The sequence below is a fragment of the Streptomyces sp. NPDC048275 genome, from assembly GCF_040652275.1.
GTDB lineage: Bacteria > Actinomycetota > Actinomycetes > Streptomycetales > Streptomycetaceae > Streptomyces.
In genome coordinates, this window is sequence record NZ_JBEZLR010000008.1 from 1 (window position 1) to 19,191 (window position 19,191).

Consider the following 19,191-nt stretch of genomic DNA (forward strand, 5'->3'; position numbering starts at 1 on the left):
CGACATCTCGAAGCGTGAAGGACGGTCGTTCCTGCTGTCCAATCAAGACCACGCCCTCAACCAGCAGAAACGCAGGCGAGGTTAAAGAACAAGCTTACTGGCCGTTCTCTATCCGTTCGTGTGCTCGGTCTGCTTCGAACGGGGTGCTGGATCGGGTGAGTTGGCCGGTGCGGAGGCATGACGGAAGGGCCTCTTGGTGGCCCTGGTGCAGGCGATCGCCCTGGCACTTGCCGGCCGGGCAGGCGCCCGGCTTGCCGCCGTACTCCACATCGTCGTCAGCAGAGTGACGTTGTTGAACGTGCTGCTGGCGCTTCCCGACCCGTGTCCTCCCTCACCGCGGGTGCTTGAGGTGGATGACTTCGCCACCCGACGCGGGCGCAGATATGGGACGGTGCTGGTCGACGTCGAGTCCCATGCCGTTCTCGACCTGCTGCTCGGCCGGGAGAAGGAACCCGTGGCGCTCTGGCTGGCCGGACACCCGGGGATCGAGGTGATCTGCCGGGACCGGGCCGGTGCCTATGCCGAGGCAGCCCACGCAGGCGCACCGGGCGCGCGGCAGGTCGCCGACCGGTGGCATTTATGGGACAACCTGGCCACCGCCGTCGAACGCACCGTGATCACTCACCGTCCCTGTCTGCAAGTACCCGAGGTGAGCACCCCTTCGGCCCGGCGCATGGCCGCATCTCCGCCCTCGACGCTCAATCCGGACACCGGCGCGGAGAAGTGGCTGGTCACCCGGACACGCGAGCGCCATCACCTGCCGGCCGAACGGATCCGTGTGTTCCTTCTCTGCCAACTCACGTGCCAGACAGCCTCGTTCGCGGGTGGTCAGGGTGCTGTCCAGCAGGTCCTGGATCAGGGAATAGCGGAACAGACCGCCCTGCCGGGCCTTCTCCACCCGGCGGCGGTCCTCGTCCTCGCTCGATGTCATGCGCGGACTCTCCTCGCATCTCGATCAGCGTCCGCCCCGGTCGCGGACGGACACGATCAAGACTTCCGGCACCTCCCATCAGCGCCCAGGGGCGGCCCGTGTTGATCAACTAGCCGAAGGAGTGCAGGTCAGCACCCGGCCGTCTATCGCCCGGCCGGCGAAGGCCCACCGCGACACCGTGTGCATCTCCGGCCACTTCGTCGCCGCCACCCGATGGGCGGCCGCGACGACCGAGACCGCGTCAGCCAGCGGCGAGGCTGCCGGTTCGGGCATCACCGGATCGTCAGCAAGGGCCACCAAGGCGACGGTGAAGTACCGGCGGACGTCCTCCGACCTGCGGCGGAACCGGCGGATCCAGCCACGGACGGTGTCCTCCGCCAAGCCCAAATGGGCGGCGACCTGGCGATGCCCCATCCCGAGAGCCGCTATCTCCAGCCCGGCCCCAATCACCTCGGCCGCATCCATCCGCCGCGGCCACATCATCTCCGGCAGCAGCACGTGCGTGACCTGGCAACAACGCGAGCGACGAGGACGTACGAACAGGCGGGACCCGAGATCACCACGAATCTCCCGCGGCTGGCCGTGTCCCCACGGCGCGAGCACAGCACCGCACGACGGGCACGTCAACTCACCGGCCCGCAGCTGGCGTTCCACGAGCACGACGTCGGTGTCGACGATGAGCACCCTGCACCTCCACCTCGTGCACACCGTGTCGTCGTGCACGAAGCAAGATCAGGCTGCCCATCAAGATCAGCACTTATGTCCACCGTGACTGTCGCCGACCTGCCCCTTCGTGCTCATACAGAGAGTCGTCCAACAGCGGGAACGGGGGAAGCGGTGGCGTCGGCGGCAGCGGAGGTTGTGACGGGCGCGGAGGTTCCGCAGGCGGCCCGGACTCTTCTGTCGGGCCGGCGGGGGGCTCAGGGACCGAGTGCACCGGGTCCTGGCGCTCCTGCGGCGGGGGCAGCGGTACGGGGGCGGGCGGAAGCGGTACGGGAGATTCCGGCTCCGGCGAGGCAACCGGTGGAACGTCCTGTGTCGGCGATGGGGCCGGGCTGGCGGCCCCGCGGCCGGGTGCCGGCTTCGGCTGGCGCGGGCGGACGACGGGCTTGGGGAGGTCCACGGTGGTGCTGCCGGTGTCCCAACGGGCCACCTGGCGCATCGCGATGGCTTCGTCTTGTTGCCCAAGCGCTGGGTGGTTGAACGGTCGAATTCGTGGACGATGCGGGCCCGCCGCAACGCGCGGGACTACGAACGCCTCATGTCCCACGCCGAAGCCCACATCCAGTGGGCCTTCATCACCCTCATGACCCGCCGCCTCACCCGACGAAACCGCCGAACCGACGCGGTCCCAACTCCCCTCGCCGCAGCCGCCTGACGATCCCTCCGGCTGCCGTTCGGTTCGGCGTCCATCGACGCTCAACCGAACGGCAAACCCGATCAACACCTAGCTTCAGGGCACCGTGACCTGCTGAAAGAGGATGTGACACAGGCACTCACGTCGACCCGTACCGCCAGTACTTGGTGACCAGGAGGTCGACACGGCTTCCCCGTCGTGATCCAACCGGCCTGCACATGATGACACCCCCAAGGCGCGGTGTCGGCCCATTGAACGCATGGCTCGGTAGCGCGCTTGCAACGCTGTCCGGCTGGGCAGTTCTCCGGAACAGTCCGGTGACACCCATCCCCGGATCTCACTTCAGCCCCAGGAAGTGCCTTGAGAACACGTCTCAGACGCTGGTGCGCGTCAGCCGCCGCGACCACCGCGTTACTCGCCCTGTCGACTCCGCTCACCGCGGCCGCCGCGCCCGCTGTCTCCCAGGTCACGACCGGACCGGCGGCGGACCGCGTCCCGCCCGGCACGCACACGGTCACCCTGATCACCGGTGACCTCGTCACCACCCGGCAGTCCCCCGGGACCGGCTCGTCCGGCGGTACGGTCGTCGTCACCGGCCCGGACGGCGGGCCCACGGACGCCCACGTCACGGAGGCGGGCGGCGACCTCTACGTCTACCCGGACACGGCCCTGCCGTACGTGGCCCAAGGCACCCTGGACCGAAGGCTGTTCAACGTCAGCGACCTCGTCGAAGCCGGTTACGACGACGCGCACCGCGACCGGCTGCCGCTGATCGTGTCCTACCGGGACAGCCCCGCCGGACTGTGGCGGAGCGCGCCGCCGCCCGGCGCCACGCGGACGCGGGACCTCAGCAGCGTGCACGGCGCCGCCCTCAGCCAGGACCGCGGGCGGGCTACCGACTTCTGGGACGCCGTCACCGGCGCGCCCGCCGCCCGCACTGCCGAGGCAGCCCCCTCGTTCGGCGGCGGCATCGCCCGCATCTGGCTGGACGGAAAGGTGGAGACCGATCTCATCGACACGACGGCCCAGGTCGGCGCGCCGCAGGTCTGGGCCGCCGGCAACACTGGGAAGGGGGTGGACGTCGCAGTACTGGACACGGGAGTGGACACCGGGCACCCGGACCTCGCCGGCCGGATAGCGGCCACGCGGAACTTCGTACCGGACGAGGACGTGGCGGATCACAACGGCCACGGCACCCACGTCGCGTCGACCGTCGCCGGAACAGGAGCGGCGTCCGGCGGCACGGAGCGGGGCGTCGCGCCCGGCGCCTCGCTCCACATCGGCAAGGTGCTGTCCGACGAGGGCTGGGGCCAGGACTCCTGGATCATCGCGGGCATGGAGTGGGCGGCGGTCGACCAGCACGCCAAGGTCGTCAACATGAGCCTCGGGTCCGCCACACCGTCCGACGGGACCGACCCGGAGAGCGAGGCGGTCGACCGTCTCAGCGCCGAGACGGGGGCCCTGTTCGTGACAGCCGCGGGCAACACGGGGACACCCAACAGCATCGGCGGCCCCGGTGCCGCGAACGCCGCGCTGACCGTCGGGGCCGTCGACGCCACTGACTCCGTCGCGTATTTCTCCAGCCAGGGCCCGCGCGTGGGCGACGGGGCGCTGAAGCCGGAGATCACCGCCCCCGGCGTCGACGTGCTCGCCGCTCGCTCCCAGTACGCCCCCGAGGGCACCGGGAGCTACCAAACGCTCAGTGGAACCTCGATGGCAACCCCGCACGTCACCGGCGCCGCCGCCCTCCTGGCGTACGCCCACCCGGAGTTGACGGGTAGTCAGCTCAAGGACCTGCTCGCCAGCACGTCTGTGCAAACCCCGCAGTACGACGCCTTCCAGGGCGGCAGCGGTCGTCTCGACGTGGCAGCGGCCGTGCAGGCGGACGTGTTCGCCTCGGCGACCGCGTACGCGGGACGGGTACCGGAAGGCGGTTCGGGCAGCGCGGTACAGCGCCCGGTGACCTACACCAATGCCACGGCCGAACCGGTCACCCTCGCGCTGTCGGTGGCGGCCCCGAACGCGCCCGCCGGATTGTTCCGGCTGTCCGCGGACCAGGTGGTCGTCCCCGCACACGGCAGCGCCCACGTCACGGTCACCATCGACGCCTCGCGGGCGCCCGGCAACGGCCGTTACAGCGGCCAGATCCTCGCGACCGGCCCCACGGGCACGCTCGCGGCCCACACCGCCGTCTCCCTGGGCGACATCGCGCACAAGCTGACCCTGGTCCTCAAGGACGCCGACGGCAGGCCCATGCCGGGCGTCGTCCAGGTGCTCAAGTCGGGCGACTACGACCCGATGTTCTTCCTCGTCGACGAGTCGGGCACGGCCGAGGCCTACCTGCCGAACGACGTGTACTCGGTGCTCGCCTTCAAGGACGTGCGGGGCGTCCACGGACCGCGCTCCCTCGGCATGGCGTTGCTCGGCGACCCCGACGTGTCCCTGGACCACGACACCACCGTCACGCTCGACGCGGCGAAGGTCCGCCGGATCGACATGACGACGCCCCGGCGCACGGAGGTCACCTACCAGCGGCTCGAGTACAACCGCTCGATGGGCGAAGCCGTTTGGCGCGACTACATGGAGACCCAGACCAGCTACGACAGCCTGTGGGCGCAGCCCACGACGCACAGGGTCAGGCACGGCGACTTCCACATGGCGGCGCGATGGCGCAAGGAGGAACCCGCGCTCAGCGTCTCCACGTCGTCCACCGACTTCACGGACGTACTGCGCCAGGCAGCCGTGACCCCGCTGCCCGAGGGGCGGCGGACCCTGCGTGCGGTCGTCGCGGGCGACGGAGCGGCGGCCGACTACGCGGGGCTCGACGCGCGCGGCAAGGCGGTCATCGTGCGACGCGACGCCGAGACCGGCGACGTCGAGCAGGCGCGGGCCGCCGCGGCGGCGGGGGCGAAGCTGCTGCTGGTCGTGAACGACCGACCGGGGCGGCAGATCCGCGAGTACAGCGACGATCCGTTCACCCCCGTCCCGCTCGACGTCGCCCTGCTGAGCACGGACGAGGGCGAGAAGCTGATCAGGCAGGTACGGCAGGGCCGGAACACCCTCACAGCCGCGTCCGTGCCCGCCAGCCCGTACGTGTACGACCTGATGCAGACGTGGCACAACGAGATCCCGTCCGACATGGTCGTCCGGGGTGGTCCGCGCAACCTGGCGCGGGTGGACGTCACCTTCGACAGCCCGGACCCGTCGCGCGGCGGCGGCGAGTACCGCTTCGACTGGCCCGCGTACTCGAACTGGGGCATCGGGACGACGATGCGCGAGCCGGTCAACGGCAGGCGCGTCGACTGGGTCTCCACGAATGGGGACAACCGCTGGGGCCAGGAGGCGTACGTCGACAGCCTGCTCTACGAAGTCGAGCCGAAGCGGACGTACCGGGCGAACAGCAGGCAGGCGCAGGAGTGGTTCAAGCCGATCGAACGCCCCTACCTCAACGACAACTACAAACGGCCGACCCGGTCCGGGCACCAGCTGAGCACCGATGTCCCCGGCTGGGGCGGAGCCGACCACGTGGGCATGTCCATGGACTACCAGCGGACCCGGCAGACCCTCGCGCTGTACCAGGGGAAGACCCTGCTCGGACAGGGCACGGGCACCGTCGTCGGGGGTGAGGCGCCCTCGGCGGGCACTCTGCCCTACCGGTTGGTCGTGGAGAACAGCCGGGACGCCACTGTCAGCCCCTACTCCCCCACCACCCGTACCGAGTGGACCTTCGCGTCGAAGGCCCCGGCCGCGGACACCCAGGCGGTGCTGCCGCTGATCCAACTCGACTACGCGATCGCGACGGACGACGCAGGCCGGGCGGACAGGAACGCCGATCTGGCGGTCACCGCGCTGCATCTGCCGGGTGCGGCGGGTGCGGGCGGGGTCGACCGGCTCTCCGTCGAGGTGTCGTACGACGACGGGCACACCTGGCACCGGCCTCGGGAGCGGCGGCCCGGGCGCTACGCCCTCGACGCGCCGCGAGGGGCCGCCTTCGTGTCTCTGCGGGTGAGCGCCCGGGACACGGCGGGGAACTCGGTGACGCAGACCGTGGCACGCGCCTTCGGCCTGCGCTGAGGGTCCGTCACCGGGCCGCCGGCCCGGTCGTCGCCCCCCATTGACGCACGCTCGCGACCAGCGAACGGCTGGTCGCGAGCGCAGCGTCCAGGCCCTGATGGGAGCTGCTCCCGGCCTTCTGACGCAATACGACGCCCAGGACCGGCCGATCGTGTCGGGCGCCTGGTCTTCCATGTCTTCGCGGCCCTCGCGGAGTTCATCCGCGAACTCATCGTCCAGGGCACCAACGAGGGCCTGGACGCCGCCCGCGCCCGAGGTGCCCGCCTCGGCCGCCCGCCGGCCATGACCGACGAACAGGTACGTCACGCCCGCGACCTGCTCGCCCGCCCGGAGAACACCGTCACCTCGATCGCCAAGCTCCTCGGGGTCTCCCGCAACACCATCTACAACTACGTGCCCGAACTGAAGGGCGGCCGTCTCGCGCTCGCCGAGTCGACCAACACGGCAGAACTGCCCCGACCCTCCAGGTCAAAGGACTGATCACCGCCGTTTGCGGCTGGTGACAGCGTTCTTACCGGCACCCCGAGTTGGTCGCCCTCGCGAGCGACCATCAGTGCCTTGTCGAGTTCGGGTCGGCGGGCGAGCTTGCCGGATGCCTTGTCGGTGAAGACCTTCTCGCAGTCGGCCGCGCGGAGCGCGTCTTCCTGGGCTTCGGGGTGTTGGTCGCGGGTCGATACACGGGCAACGCCGATTTTCATGATCGACCGTATCGCGAAAGGGGCTGCCCGTTACATAGGCGCGTACGCGGGAAGCGTTACGGTCACGACCTGCGGGAACGTCATGTCGATCTTCGTGTCTCACGAACGATCGTTACCGAATGCCATCTGCCGCATCGCCAGCGTTGCTGCGCCAGAAGGCGAGGTTGTTCCGGGCGTCGAGGGTGTCGGGGTGGTCTGGGCCCAGCACCCGCACCAAGTCGTGCAGCAGCCCGGTGAACGCTGCGACGGCACCCGCCGGATCCCCCACCTGGCCGCGCCAGGAGGCGAGGTTGCTCCGGGCGTCGAGGACCTGGCGGTGCTCTGGGCCCAGCACCCGCACCAAGTCGGTCAACAGTTCGGTGGTGGCTCTTGCGGCGCCAGCCGGATCCCCCGCCTGGCCGCACCAGAAGGCGAGGTTTTGCCGGGCTTGGAGGGTGTCGGGGTGGTCTGGGCCCATTACTCGCTCCCGGTCAGGAACGAGTTCGGCGGTGGCTTGTGCGGCGCCGGCCGGATCCCCCGCCTGGCCGCACCAGAAGGCGAGCTCGTGCCGGGTGCTGAGGGTGTCGGGGTGGTCTGGACCCAGCATCCGTACTAGGTCGGGCAGCAGCTCGGCGAGCGCTGTGACGGCGCTGGCCGGATCCCCCGCCTTACCCTGCCAGTCGGCCAGGTCTTGCCGGTTTCTGAGGGTGTCGGGGTGCTCCGGGCCCAGCACTCGCCGCTTGCGCTCCAGCAGTTCAGCGAATGCCATAACCGCGCTGGCCGGATCCCCTGCCCCTCCCCGCCACTCGGCGAGGTTGTGCCGGGCCTGGAGGGTGTCGGGGTGGTCTGGACCCAGCGCCCGTTCCGAGTCGGTCACCAGTTCGGCCAATGCGGCTGCGGCGCCCGCCGCATCACCCGCCTTGCCCCGAGTGGAGGCGAGATTATATCGGGCCGAGAGGGTGCCGGGGTGGTCCGGACCCAGCGCCCGTTCTGAGTCGGTCACTAGTTCGGCCAATGCGGCTACGGAGCCCGCCGCATCACCCGCATTGGCCCGGCAGGCGGCGAGGTTGCGCCGGGCCGCGAGGGTGTCGGGGTGCTCCGGGCCCAGCACCCGGACCAGGTCAGGCAGCAGCACTGCGTATGCCTCTGCGGCGCCCGCCGCATCACCTGCGTTACCCCGCCACAGTGCCAGGCAGTGAAGGGCGCCGAGTGTGGCGGGGTGATCTGGGCCGAGGTATAGACGTGCGGTGTCGGCGAGGCGTTGATAGTGGGTTGCTGCTGCTCTGACCTGGCCACTCCTGCCGAGACTTTGTCCAGCACGAAAGAGCACCCAGTGGTGGCCGTCGGGTCCCCACAGGGCGTCCTCGGCGTGGCGGGTGAGGGCGTCGGTGTTGGCACGCAGGGATTGGGCGAGGTCTGTGTCGCGTTCGATGTCAGGCCAGGCGGCGAGCAGGGCGTCGGCGGCGGTGCGTGCGAACTGGTTGTACAGGTCGGCCGGGAGCCGGTCACGCATGGCGCGTTGGATGAGCTGGTGGACGCGCACGGCCTGGTGCGGGGCGTTGAGGATGTGGTCGATCAGGCTCAGGCGGTGCAGGACGCGCAGCGCGCCGGCCGCCTCCTCGGCGGAGACGGCGGAGGGTTCTCGGGCAGGGCCGTCACTACCCGGGGCAGTCCGGTGGGCCGCGAGGTGTACGAGGGCTGGGTCGCTGGTCAGGACCTCATGGGAGATGCCGTTGGGGTCGAGCATCGCGGCGAGCTGGAGCATGGGGCGGGCCAGGCCAGCGGGGCGGAGTTGGTCGGCGCGGTCCAGGGACAGGGACCAAGCCGCGGCCACGGTGGTCGGCTGGCTGTCGGGCAGGGTTCCGGACTCGGGGAGCAGGTCGGGTAGTTGGCGGGTGCGGTCGGCGAGGCGGGTGCGGTAGGTGGTGGCGTCCAGGTGGGTGTCCGTGAGGTAGGCGGCGGCCTGGGACAGGGCGAGCGGTAGATGTCCGAGGTCGTCGGCGAGGGCAGCGAGGTCCGCGGCGCTTTCGCGGCGCCCGTGCGCGGCCAGGGCTTGCTGGAGGTAGGCGATGGCCTCGGCCGGGGTGAATAGGGCTACTGGGACCACGTGGCCGTGGGTGGCTAGGGAGGCGTCGCGGCGGCGGGTGGTAACCAGGGTCCGGCCGTGGGCGTGGGCGGGCGGCCACAGGTCGTCCAGGTCGCCTGGGTCGGCGACGTCGTCCAGGACGATCAGCCAGCGGGGTGTTTGTTGTGCGGTTTTGGGTTCGAGCCAGGCCAGGAAAGCCTTCGCGGCACGCTCCGGGTCGCCGGGGTCGGCACACAGAATGTCGACGGCAGCCTGGGTGTAGGCGTTGATGACGGCGCTGCGGGTGGCTGCGGTGACCCACACCAGCAGGTCTACTTCCTCGTTGCGCCAGGCGTGGCGGGCCTGATCGGCGGCGAGTTGGGTCTTGCCGACGCCGCCCATTCCGGCCAGGACCTGACACACCACCGCCTGGCGCAGCGCCGATGCCGCGGCACGGTCCTGGAAGCAGCCGACCCGCGCGGGCAGCACACCGACCTGGTGCGGGAACGTCACCGGCTCCCGGCGCGGCTGCACATACGTCAGGATGCCCGAGTTGGCGATACCGCCCCCGGACGCGATGGCGTTCCCGGTTCCCGAGACCTGTGTCGAGGCTCCCGCTGCCGAGAATGAGCGGCCGCGCGCCGGGGCGCGGTACCCGGACACAGCCGTGCCCTCTCCGGCGGCGCGGGCGCTGCCCGTGTCCCTCACCACCGCCGTCGGCTTCGGTTCTGGCGTCGGCGTGACGGTCTGCTGGTCGAGCGCGAGTCTCCGCCACCAACGCTTCTTCTTCATGGACGGCCCCCGTCTGCTTCCCTGCGGCCGGTCAGCGAGTTCAGCTGTAGTCGATACCGGTACTGGCGCTGCTGCCGGCACCGTCCGCGGTCGCGTCCCCGGTCCGCTCCGCAGTCGCCGACCCACTGCCCGCACCCGCGGGGCGCCGTACCCCAGTGCTGGCGTCGCCCTCGTCGGTGGCCGTGGCCTTCCCCGTCGCGACGGCCACGTCCACCGGCCCCGAAACTGGCGCCGGCCCGGTGGCCGGCTGCTGGAACAGCGCCCAGACCAGGGCGCCGATGGCCACCGCCCCCTGGACCGAGGCCCCGACCAGCTGACCGGTGTCCGGACTGTTCAGCAGCCAGACCAACGGTGTCGACACAACGCCAGCCGCTGCAGCCACGATGACCGTGATCTTCCAGCCTTGCGACACGGCTCACCCCTCCCTGTCCATCCCCGACAGCTTGTCAGCCCACAGCGTCACGTGAGGCCTTCACTGATAGCAGGACGCATACCCGCGACCATCGGTTTCGGCAACCTTCCCTCCCCAGGAAGTGACCCTCCGCGGAGAAGCCGCCGAACGCAAGCGACTGGCAGACCTGGAAGCGACCAGACAGCGAACGGAGACTGCGCTGGCAAGCCGCGATGCAGCAGGCCCGCGTCGACTACGCCGAGGCATGCCGCGTGAAGCACCTCGAAGCCCAGGCGGAAGCATGGCGCCACGCGAACCTGCAGGTCAGGCGCCCTTTCACTTGATCTACAAGCCCGAGTCCGCCTCCTTGGCCACCTGCTCCAGTCGGCTTCGGTAGTTCTCCCACCAGGCCGAGTCGCCGGGCGCCATGTTGTCGCTCCCGGGCCGCTGTCCTGTGGCCCCGTCGATGAGTTCACGGACGATGTCGGCATGCCCAGCATGCCGCTGAGTCTCGGCGATCATGTGGACAGCAATCCGGCGAAGTGGCAGCTCGGGCCGCGGACCCCACGGCACCTGGCCGACAGCATCGAGGGGAAGCGACTCGATCGTCACGTCCGAGTGAGCGCACACCCGGCGGTAATCGTCGACGATCTGCTCACGCGTCTCGTCGGCGGTCGCCCACAGGTCGGCGTTCGGCTCGGCAGCCCCCGCGATCCAGAGCGGCGGCGCCTCAACCGGCCGGCCGAAGGTCTCGCCGAAATACACCGCTTCGGCGCCGGTCAGGTGCTTGACCAGCCCCAGCAGGTTGGTGCCTGTCGGAGTCATGGGCCGGCGGATGTCGTACTCCGACAAGCCTTCCAGCTTCCACAACAACGCGTCACGGGCATCCTGCAAGGAGAGACGGAGATCCGCCTTCACGTCAGAATCAGTCATCGAACCAGTGTCCCGTTCGCATGATTGCCGTCCACTGCTTTTCTTCGCGACAAAAGGGCCACAACCTTGACAAATCTGATTCCACGTTCGATCGACAGAACCCAAGATCGGTACGACAACAGTTATTTACCGAGCAGATGGTCGAAGCTGCCCTGGGCCTGTGCTGCCGGGCGATGGTGAATGAGGTCGGCAACACTTCTTCGGCGCTGTCCGAAGGCCGGCGCCATCGGGGCCCGGCGTCGGCGCTCAGTTCCTCGACACCGTAGGGAGCGGTCATCGCCGACAACGCTGTGCCGCAGGTTTCGCGGGTTCAGCCGGTGAGTTCCTGCTCCTTGTTTCCGATGTTCAGGACGGTCGCGCGGAACGAAGCGACGACCGGGCGGAGATCGATCCGGTGCCAGGCAGCCCACAGGCGCACGGACCTCTGGAACCAGGGGAGTTCGCGGACCGTGATGCCTGGCGTGTGGCCGTGCAGCATGCTCGTCTGCACGAACGCCATGCCGAGCCCGGACGCGACGAGGCCAAGTGCGGTGAGGGATTCCGGGGCCTCGAGTCGAATATCGGGGGTGAACCCGGCGGCGGCGCAGGATGCGACGAAATTGTCCCGCCAGGCGTGGTCCTGACTGTCCTCGATGGCGATCCATGGCTGGGCATCGAGGTCTTCGGGCAGGATCTCCGTCGCGTCGGCGAGGGGGTGGCTGCTCGGCACGGCCAGGAGCAGAGGGTCCTCGAGGAGGAGGGCGCTGCGCAGGTCCGGGTCCGTCTCGGGCGGCGCCTCCGGGACCAGGGCGATGTCCAGGCTGCGTTGGCGCAGTCCCTCGAACTGCTGTGGAGAGGTCAGGCCGTAGAGGGCGACGTGGATCCCGGGACGCTCGGCGTGCAGAGCGCGCAGGGCCTGGGGCAGGAGGCCGGTGTGCATGGCGTCGCCCACGTACCCCACGCACAGGCCGCCCTCTTCACCCCGGCCGAGGCGTCGGCCCAGGTTCTCCAGTCGGTCCGCGTGCCGCAGCAGGGCTGTGGCCTCGGTGAGGAAGACGCGGCCGTCGGAGGTGAGCCGGATGCGTTGCTGGCTGCGCTCGAACAGCGTCAGACCCAGGACCTTCTCCAGCTGGGCGATCTGCCGGCTCAGCGGCGACTGCGAGATGTGCAGGCGTTCGGCGGCCCGGCCGACGTGTTCCTCTTCGGCGACGGCCACGAAATATCGGAGTTGGCGCAGGTCAAGCACGTAAGACCTCTCGGGACTCAAGTGTGTCCAAGCAAGTCTTGGACAGTCTTATCCCTCGATCCTAACCTCGACAGAGCAAGAGCCGCGGAGCGGAAAAACCCTTCTGAACTTCGCGTCACGTAATGGAGAGAAGGATCTTCCTCATGGGCATCAAGTCCCTTCTGCCGGGCACCCTCGGCTTCGGTACCGCACCGCTGGGCAACATGTTCCGCAGCATCCCCGACGAGGAGGCCGCGGCCACCGTCGAGGCCGCCTGGGACCAGGGCATCCGCTACTTCGACACCGCCCCGTTCTACGGCGCCGGTCTGTCCGAGATCCGTCTGGGTGAGGTACTGGCCCGCCGGCCGCGCGACGAGTTCGTGCTCAGCACCAAGGTCGGCCGCGTCATCCTCGACGAGCTGGAGGACCCCACCGCCCGAAACCTGGGCGAAAAGGGCGGCCTGTTCGAGCACGGCCGCCCGAACAAGATGATCGACGACTACACGGCGGACGCCACCCTGCGCTCCATCGAAGACAGCCTCACGCGTCTGAGGACGGACCGCCTCGACATCGTCTGGGTGCACGACGTTGCCCAGGACTTCCACGGCGACGACTGGCCGGCCGTCTACGAGACTGCGCGCACCGGCGCTTTCCGCGTCCTGCAGCGGCTCCGCGACGAAGGCGTCATCAAGGCCTGGGGCCTCGGCGTCAACCGTGTGGAGCCGATCGAACTCACCCTCGACCTGGACGAGCCCCGGCCCGACGCGTTCCTTCTGGCCGGCCGCTACACCCTCCTCGACCACAACCGGTCCCTGCAGCGCCTGCTGCCCGCCGCCACCGAGCAGGGCGTCGACATGGTCGTCGGCGGCCCGTACAGCTCCGGCGTCCTCGCCGGCGGTCGGCACTTCGAGTACCAGGAGGCCCCGGCGGAGATCGTCGCCAAGGTCGAACGGATCAAGGCACTCGCCGCCGAGCACGGTGTGAGCATCAAGGCGGCTGCACTGCAGTTCGCACTGGCCCACCCCGCCACGGCCGCCGTCGTACCCGGCGCAACCCGGCCGAGCCGCATCGCCGAGGACGTCGCCGCCCTCGCCGAGAGCGTCCCGGCTGCCTTCTGGGCCGCCCTGCGCGACGAGAAGCTCATCGCCGCCGACGCCCCCACGCCCACCGCCTGACACACCACAGCACACCACAGGAGGCACCCACCATGGCCACCACCACCGCATCCCTCGACATCCCGCAGAGCCCCGACCGCGTCTGGCAGCTCATCGGCGGTTTCGGGTCCCTGCCCGACTGGCTCCCCTACATCCCCGAGAGCGAACTGAGCGAAGGCGGCCGTGTACGCCGCCTCACCAACCAGGACGGCGGCGTCATCGTCGAACGCCTCCAGGCCTTCGATCACGATGTGCGTAGCTACTCCTACGCCATCGAGCAGGCGCCGTTCCCAGTGGCCGGCTATCTCTCCACTCTGCGCGTGCACGCCGTCCCCGGCCGCCCCGACGTCTCGCGCGTCGAATGGTCCGGCACGTTCACCCCCGTCGGCGTCAGCGACACCGACGCCGAGGAGCTCTTCCACGGCATCTACGCCGACGGCCTCGCCGCGCTCCTGAAGACCGTGAGCGCCTGACACAGAATGGTGATGCAGGGGGCGCGGCCGGCCTGGTCCGACTTGGAGAATCGCATGGGTGCCGCCGGTGCCCCCAGGCCGGCCTTATTCGAGAAGATGTCCACAGCCAAACCCGTGCGACATATGGGCACCACCCGAGGACATCGCCCAGGCAGTGCTCTTCGTCATGACCAACACCTTCATGACCGGCGTCAGCCTGGCAGTCAACGGAGGGCAGCCGCTCGTGAGCGGTCCGGTCCTCATCCTTCTGCGGGGTCCAGGCTCACAACAGAGAGCCCGGGCCCGTAGGCCGCGTCGATGCACAGGGCCCGAAAAAGACCCCGCGCACCAGGGCTGCAACGGCGTCGCTGCAGCAAGGAACCGGGCATTGACGCTCTCGCCGGTTCAGGGGCGCCCCGCAAGAAGGCGCAGCTACGGGGCGAAGGTCAGCCCTTCGCCGTGGAGCGTGGAGCGTGGAGGTGCCGGCAGGGGCGGACAGGCTTATTCCTCGCGTTCGAACTCCGCCCGGGCACGTTCGGCATCGAGTTCGTCCTGTGCGGCACGGTAGATGTCGCCGGCCAGCTTGCGGGCGGCCTGAGGGTCGGACGTCGAGGAGACCGTCCGGATCCGGTCCGCCCACTTGTCCACGCTTTGCGGGGTTTCAGGATTCTTATTCACACCTCTTTTGTACCTTTTGTCGAGTTCTTTTGCCTCCCGTGCCGGAGTGCGGAACCCGGTCGGGCGGCCGTATTGTCGACCGGCAGACCACGGCTGGGCTGCGGTACGGGCTGAGGGAGACCTGGTGGGAGGCACTACCGGGGTGTCGAGTTCCCGCTCCAGGGCCGCGATCTGATGGGACAGCGCCGGCTGCGACAGGTGCAGGGCTGCCGCGGCTTTCGTCACCGAGCCTGTGGCGACGAGAGCGACCAGGCGTTCCAGTGCCCGCAAAGCAGCCATTCGCAGAATCCGGACCAGGCGTCCAGCGATTCATATTCCGAAGCCAGGCGCTGATCAGCCAGACCACTAAACTCGATGATCTAGCGATGACGGCCTCCCATCGGCCGGGAGACGTCCCCTCGATTCGAGCGGCATATTCAGGCGACCAGCTTCACCGTGTGGCGGCGACGCACCGGGAGGATGAGATGGCGACCCTGCTGTCAGTCAATGTGGGACTGCCGAAGGACGTGCGGTGGCGCGGCAAGACGGTGCACACGGGAGCGTGGAAGTATCCCGTCAACGGCCCCCGGATGGTGCGCCGCCTCAACATCGACGGAGACGGCCAGGGCGACCTGCAGGGCCACGGCGGGGAGCAGCGGGCGGTCCTCGTCTACCAGACACAGTCCTATGCATACTGGCGCAAGGTTCTCGAACGCGACGATCTCGAGCTCGGCCAGTTCGGGGAGAACCTCACCGTCGACGGGCTGGCCGACGACGAGGTGTGCATCGGCGACCGGTACCGCATCGGCGAAGCCGAATTCGAAGTCACCCAGCCACGTGTCACCTGTTATCGCGTCGGCATGCGGCTGAACGAACCGCGCATGGCCTCCATGCTGGTCGCCCACCACCTTCCCGGCTTCTACCTCCGCGTCATCCACGAAGGCCGGGTCCGGGCGGGAGACCAGATCACACGGACCCGCACCGGCGAGGGGGCTCTCACCATCGCCGATACCGATGCCCTGCTCTACCTCCCAAGGCCCGATCCGGCCAAGCTGCGTGCCGCCTTGAGCATCGAGGCCCTCAGCCCCGGATGGCAGCAGTCCTTCCAGGACATGAGCCGCCGGCTCGACCAGCCGCCCGGCCCCGCACCCGCCCCGCCGGGCTGGAGGGGCTTCAAGCAGCTGCGCGTGACCCGAGTCGTACCCGAGACACCCACGGTGTCCTCGTTCTACCTGCAGGCCATGGACTCCCAGCCGCTGCCCCCGGCCACGCCCGGCCAGTACCTGAGCGTGCGGATTGTCCAAGAGGGCCGGCCCAGCCTGGTGCGCTCCTATTCGCTGTCCTCCGCCCCCGGCGCCGCCGAGTACCGGATCAGCGTCAAACGCGAAGAGTGCGGCGAGGTCAGTACCTACCTTCACACCCATCTACGCAGAGGCGACGTCATCGAAGCGGCTGCCCCCCGCGGAACGTTCGTGCTGGCCGATGACGACACGCCCGTGGCGCTGTTCTCGGCGGGCATCGGTGTCACCCTCGTCCTGGCGATGCTGCGCCAGCTGGCCGACGACCACAGCTCCCGCGCCGTGTGGTGGGTACACACCGCGCGCACCCCCGGGCAGCACCCCTTCGCGGAAGAGGCCCGGCAGCTCCTCGCCCGGCTGCCCGACTCCCGCGCCTTCATCTACTACACCGCCCCGGATCTTGAGGTCACCGGGCCGGGAATCACGCTCGGACGTATGACCAGCGGAGATATCCGGAACCTGGGCATCCCCGTCGACGCACATGCCTATCTGTGCGGCCCTGCGGGCTTCATGTCGGCAGTGACATCCGCTCTCCAGCTGGCGGGACTGAGCGGTTCGAACATCCATACAGAAGTCTTCGGGGCCCTGGCAGCCATCAACCCCGGCGTCGCCGACCCGAGTTCCGGACACCCTCACCAGCCGCCCGACCCCCAGGGCACAGGGCCTTTCGTCGCCTTCGCCCGCAGCGGACTGTCCACCCGCTGGTCGGACCAGTACTCAACGCTGCTGGAGCTGGCGGAGGCGTGCGACATCCCCACCCGCTGGTCCTGCCGTACCGGGGTGTGCCACACCTGCACCACTCCCCTGCTCACCGGCCAGGTCCAGTACACGACGCAGCCCCTGGAGGATCCCGCTTCAGGTGAAGTTCTGCCCTGCTGCAGCATCCCCACCACCGATGTCCTGCTGGACTTGTGAGGCGAAGCCTGGGCTGACCGACGGAATGCGCTGACCTGCTGAAATGCGGCCGCTGCCGAGTGAGGGTCCCACGCACGGCCGTGGAGATTCCCGGTGAACTTCCGTACACGGATGTCGTCGGTCTCGGTGGTCGGTCTCCTCATCGCAGACGGCGGACGGCGCTCTCCGCATGCCACTTGGCCAGGCCCAGCACCTCGGTGCCGGCGCGTCCCAGCCATTCGCGGACGTAGCGGCGGGCCTCCGGCAGGCTGGTCCCCTCGCCCAGCACCGGCCGGACGGCCTCCTGACGCAGCATCACGCGGCGGGTACAGACCACCCGTACCCCGGACGCGTCCGGCACCAGCGACCACTCACCGCTGTGCGCCGCGATCAGCGCGGGTGTCACCGTCTCCTTGAAAACGATTCGCCCGGCATGCGGAAAACACAGCCGGACGGTCTCGGTAGTGACCGTCTGCCCTCCCGGAGCGGCGCAGCTGTCCACAACCGCCAGCTGGACGCCCGGCACGTCCTCCGTCACCCGGGCCCGCTCAACATGCGGAACACGCCCGGCCCAGCCCCCGATGTCGTAGAGGAAGTCGTGGACGAGCTCGGCGGGACCCTGGACACGCACACTGTCCTCGAACGACAGCAGCAGCTCATCGAGTTCCGCCCACCGCTCGGCCATCTCCCGGACCCGGGCAACCTGCTCCCGCACACCCACCGGGTCGGATTCGGCGGCAGAGGGCGGGGTTCGCGGCCCGGCCGGGGACCGTTCGTCGTGCCGCAGGGTCAGCAGACAGCGCTCCTCGCCCACCGCCCGCACCGCCCAGACGCCACTCACCACGGCGTCCGGGTACGCAATGTCGTGCTGCTCGAACACAACGGACCGGGAGTACGGCCGCAGCAGCCGCCGGACATGGCAGGAGCGGACACGGCCGGACACCGCCTCCCACAACAGCAGCCGTTCCTCCACCCCGTCGAAATCCACCCGCTCGACATGGACCTGCCCGGGCACGAACACCGGCCAGTGCACTGCGTCGGCCAACAGGCCATAGACCACCCCGGCCGGAGCAGACACACTCACCGTGCACTCACCCGACTGCACCCACGGCGACGACATGAGCGACCCCTTCCTCCGGGCACACCCAGGCTGTGCCGGGCACCTCGAAAACCCCTCGAGCCCCGCCGGAAGCCGCGTCGGCGCGGAGGGAGCCGGGACCAGGGGGCTCAGCCGACGGGGGCGAGCCGTCCGGTGCCGGTCGCGCCCGGCGTGCCAGGGGTGCCGGGGGTGCCACCGGCGGGTGAACCGTCCGGCCGGGCCATGAGAATGGAGCGCTGCAGCTTGCCCAGCGCGGCCGACGGCTCCAGACCCAGGCCGCGCACCAGCGTGGCACGCAGCCGCTGGTAGGCGTCCAGCGCCTCGCCCCTGCGCCCCGAACGGTACAGCGCCAGCATGTACTGCCCGCACAAACTCTCGTGCGTGGGATACCGGGTGACCAGCACCGTCAGCTCAGCGAGCAGCTCGCGGTGCCGGCCCAGCCGCAGATCCGCCTCGATGCGCTGGTCCAGCGCACACAACCGGGTCTCCTCCAGCCGCTTGACCTGGGTCGCCAGATGCGAGCCGGCATGGACATCGGTCAGCGCCGGTCCCCGCCACAGAGCGAGCGCCTCACGTAACTGCCGGGCAGCCTCGGGGAAATCCCCGGCATCCATCGCCCGGTAGCCCCGTCCCGCCAACTGCTCGAACACCCGGACATCACTACGCCCCCCACCGCTCTTGAGGAGATACCCGCCCGGCACCGTCAGCAGCACATCCTTCGCACCCCCACCCCCACCACCGGCACCGGCACCAGCACCAGCAAGATCGCCACCCTGGCCGCCGTCACTGCCGGAGCCGGCGTGTCCGCCGTGACCGAGCGCCGCAGTGATCAGCTCACGCAGCTGCAGGATGTAGGTCTGCAGGGTGGGCCGGGCGCTGCGCGGCGGCCGCGCACCCCACAGCTCCTCGGCCAGCATGCCCACCGACACCACCTGATCGACATTCAGGACCAGAAGGGCCAGCACCTGGCGCGGCTTGGGAGCGGTCGGTGTGACCGAAACGCCCTTCTCCCGCACAGCGAATGTGCCGAGTATGTCGGTGTCCACGCCGTCTCCCCTGCTTGGTGTGCCGCCCCCGCGAAGCAGCCCTGACACCCGAGTAAAAAACAGCACATGCGGTATGTCAATTGCTCCTGCGGGTCACTGCGCGCCCCCTCCGCCGACACTCCAGATCCATCCAAGAAGTCACAATTCCACCCGCACACCCGCCTCAA

The 19,191-nt window shown here is 69.5% G+C and carries 15 protein-coding genes and 2 pseudogenes; 7 read left to right on the plus strand and 10 right to left on the minus strand.

From position 1 onward, the window contains the following. Positions 1 to 196 precede the first annotated feature (196 nt). Entirely contained in the window at positions 197 to 1,036 is an 840-nt protein-coding gene (locus tag AB0D57_RS07375; protein ID WP_362068146.1) for a transposase, read from the plus strand. Here the strand turns inward: AB0D57_RS07375 and AB0D57_RS07380 are convergent, their stop codons facing one another. Further along, on the minus strand, positions 1,037 to 1,615 hold the full coding sequence (locus AB0D57_RS07380; RefSeq protein WP_362068149.1) for a DUF6431 domain-containing protein: 579 nt from the start codon (positions 1,613 to 1,615) through the stop codon (positions 1,037 to 1,039). It abuts the gene before it with no gap. A 484-nt stretch (positions 1,616 to 2,099) separates the two neighbouring features. On the opposite strand from AB0D57_RS07380, the pseudogene AB0D57_RS07385 reads away from it, so the two are divergent. The 3 genes and pseudogenes from AB0D57_RS07385 to AB0D57_RS07395 form a co-directional block, all read left to right on the plus strand. Continuing rightward, positions 2,100 to 2,309 (plus strand): annotated as a pseudogene (locus tag AB0D57_RS07385) (IS5/IS1182 family transposase); the annotation flags it as partial. Positions 2,310 to 2,648: 339 nt separating this feature from the next. Beyond that, a complete protein-coding gene (locus AB0D57_RS07390) occupies positions 2,649 to 6,362 on the plus strand; it encodes a S8 family serine peptidase (protein ID WP_362068152.1) in 3,714 nt (1,237 codons plus the stop codon). 198 nt (positions 6,363 to 6,560) lie between these two features. Further along, positions 6,561 to 6,842, plus strand: coding sequence for a helix-turn-helix domain-containing protein (locus AB0D57_RS07395; RefSeq protein ID WP_362068505.1), 282 nt, complete (start codon positions 6,561 to 6,563; stop codon positions 6,840 to 6,842). Here AB0D57_RS07395 and AB0D57_RS07400 read toward each other — a convergent pair. The 5 genes from AB0D57_RS07400 to AB0D57_RS07420 all read right to left on the minus strand — a co-directional run bounded on the left by AB0D57_RS07400 (position 6,752) and on the right by AB0D57_RS07420 (position 12,445). Continuing rightward, positions 6,752 to 7,060: a recombinase family protein gene (locus AB0D57_RS07400; protein ID WP_362068155.1), complete on the minus strand. Its 309-nt coding sequence runs from the start codon at positions 7,058 to 7,060 to the stop codon at positions 6,752 to 6,754. The two genes, AB0D57_RS07395 and AB0D57_RS07400, sit on opposite strands and share 91 nt — an antisense overlap. A gap of 112 nt (positions 7,061 to 7,172) precedes the next feature. Then, the gene (locus AB0D57_RS07405; RefSeq protein WP_362068158.1) at positions 7,173 to 9,896 is read right to left on the minus strand and encodes a tetratricopeptide repeat protein; all 2,724 of its coding nucleotides are present in this window, start codon (positions 9,894 to 9,896) and stop codon (positions 7,173 to 7,175) included. A 40-nt stretch (positions 9,897 to 9,936) separates the two neighbouring features. Further along, positions 9,937 to 10,308 (minus strand): hypothetical protein, encoded by a 372-nt coding sequence (locus AB0D57_RS07410; protein ID WP_362068161.1) that lies wholly within the window; start codon positions 10,306 to 10,308, stop codon positions 9,937 to 9,939. Positions 10,309 to 10,632: 324 nt separating this feature from the next. Beyond that, positions 10,633 to 11,220: a DinB family protein gene (locus AB0D57_RS07415; protein ID WP_362068164.1), complete on the minus strand. Its 588-nt coding sequence runs from the start codon at positions 11,218 to 11,220 to the stop codon at positions 10,633 to 10,635. Positions 11,221 to 11,530: 310 nt separating this feature from the next. Continuing rightward, positions 11,531 to 12,445 (minus strand): LysR substrate-binding domain-containing protein, encoded by a 915-nt coding sequence (locus AB0D57_RS07420; RefSeq protein ID WP_362068167.1) that lies wholly within the window; start codon positions 12,443 to 12,445, stop codon positions 11,531 to 11,533. A 143-nt stretch (positions 12,446 to 12,588) separates the two neighbouring features. On the opposite strand from AB0D57_RS07420, the gene AB0D57_RS07425 reads away from it, so the two are divergent. After that, complete coding sequence (locus tag AB0D57_RS07425) at positions 12,589 to 13,599, plus strand: aldo/keto reductase (RefSeq protein WP_362068170.1); 1,011 nt, start codon at positions 12,589 to 12,591, stop codon at positions 13,597 to 13,599. 32 nt (positions 13,600 to 13,631) lie between these two features. After that, positions 13,632 to 14,051 (plus strand): SRPBCC family protein, encoded by a 420-nt coding sequence (locus AB0D57_RS07430; RefSeq protein WP_362068173.1) that lies wholly within the window; start codon positions 13,632 to 13,634, stop codon positions 14,049 to 14,051. 480 nt (positions 14,052 to 14,531) lie between these two features. On the opposite strand, the gene AB0D57_RS07435 is transcribed toward AB0D57_RS07430, so the two are convergent. Further along, positions 14,532 to 14,708, minus strand: a complete 177-nt coding sequence (locus AB0D57_RS07435) for a hypothetical protein (RefSeq protein WP_362068532.1) — start codon at positions 14,706 to 14,708, stop codon at positions 14,532 to 14,534. Positions 14,709 to 14,849: 141 nt separating this feature from the next. Then, a pseudogene (locus AB0D57_RS07440) lies at positions 14,850 to 14,987 on the minus strand (LysR family transcriptional regulator); the annotation flags it as partial. Positions 14,988 to 15,172: 185 nt separating this feature from the next. Here AB0D57_RS07440 and AB0D57_RS07445 point away from each other — a divergent pair. Continuing rightward, positions 15,173 to 16,900, plus strand: a complete 1,728-nt coding sequence (locus tag AB0D57_RS07445; RefSeq protein ID WP_362068176.1) for an MOSC and FAD-binding oxidoreductase domain-containing protein — start codon at positions 15,173 to 15,175, stop codon at positions 16,898 to 16,900. Positions 16,901 to 17,039: 139 nt separating this feature from the next. Here AB0D57_RS07445 and AB0D57_RS07450 read toward each other — a convergent pair whose 3' ends face one another. Next, positions 17,040 to 17,999, minus strand: a complete 960-nt coding sequence (locus AB0D57_RS07450; protein ID WP_362068179.1) for an SRPBCC family protein — start codon at positions 17,997 to 17,999, stop codon at positions 17,040 to 17,042. Positions 18,000 to 18,106: 107 nt separating this feature from the next. Beyond that, on the minus strand, positions 18,107 to 19,024 hold the full coding sequence (locus AB0D57_RS07455) for an AfsR/SARP family transcriptional regulator (protein WP_362068182.1): 918 nt from the start codon (positions 19,022 to 19,024) through the stop codon (positions 18,107 to 18,109). Between the last annotated feature and the right edge of the window lie 167 nt (positions 19,025 to 19,191).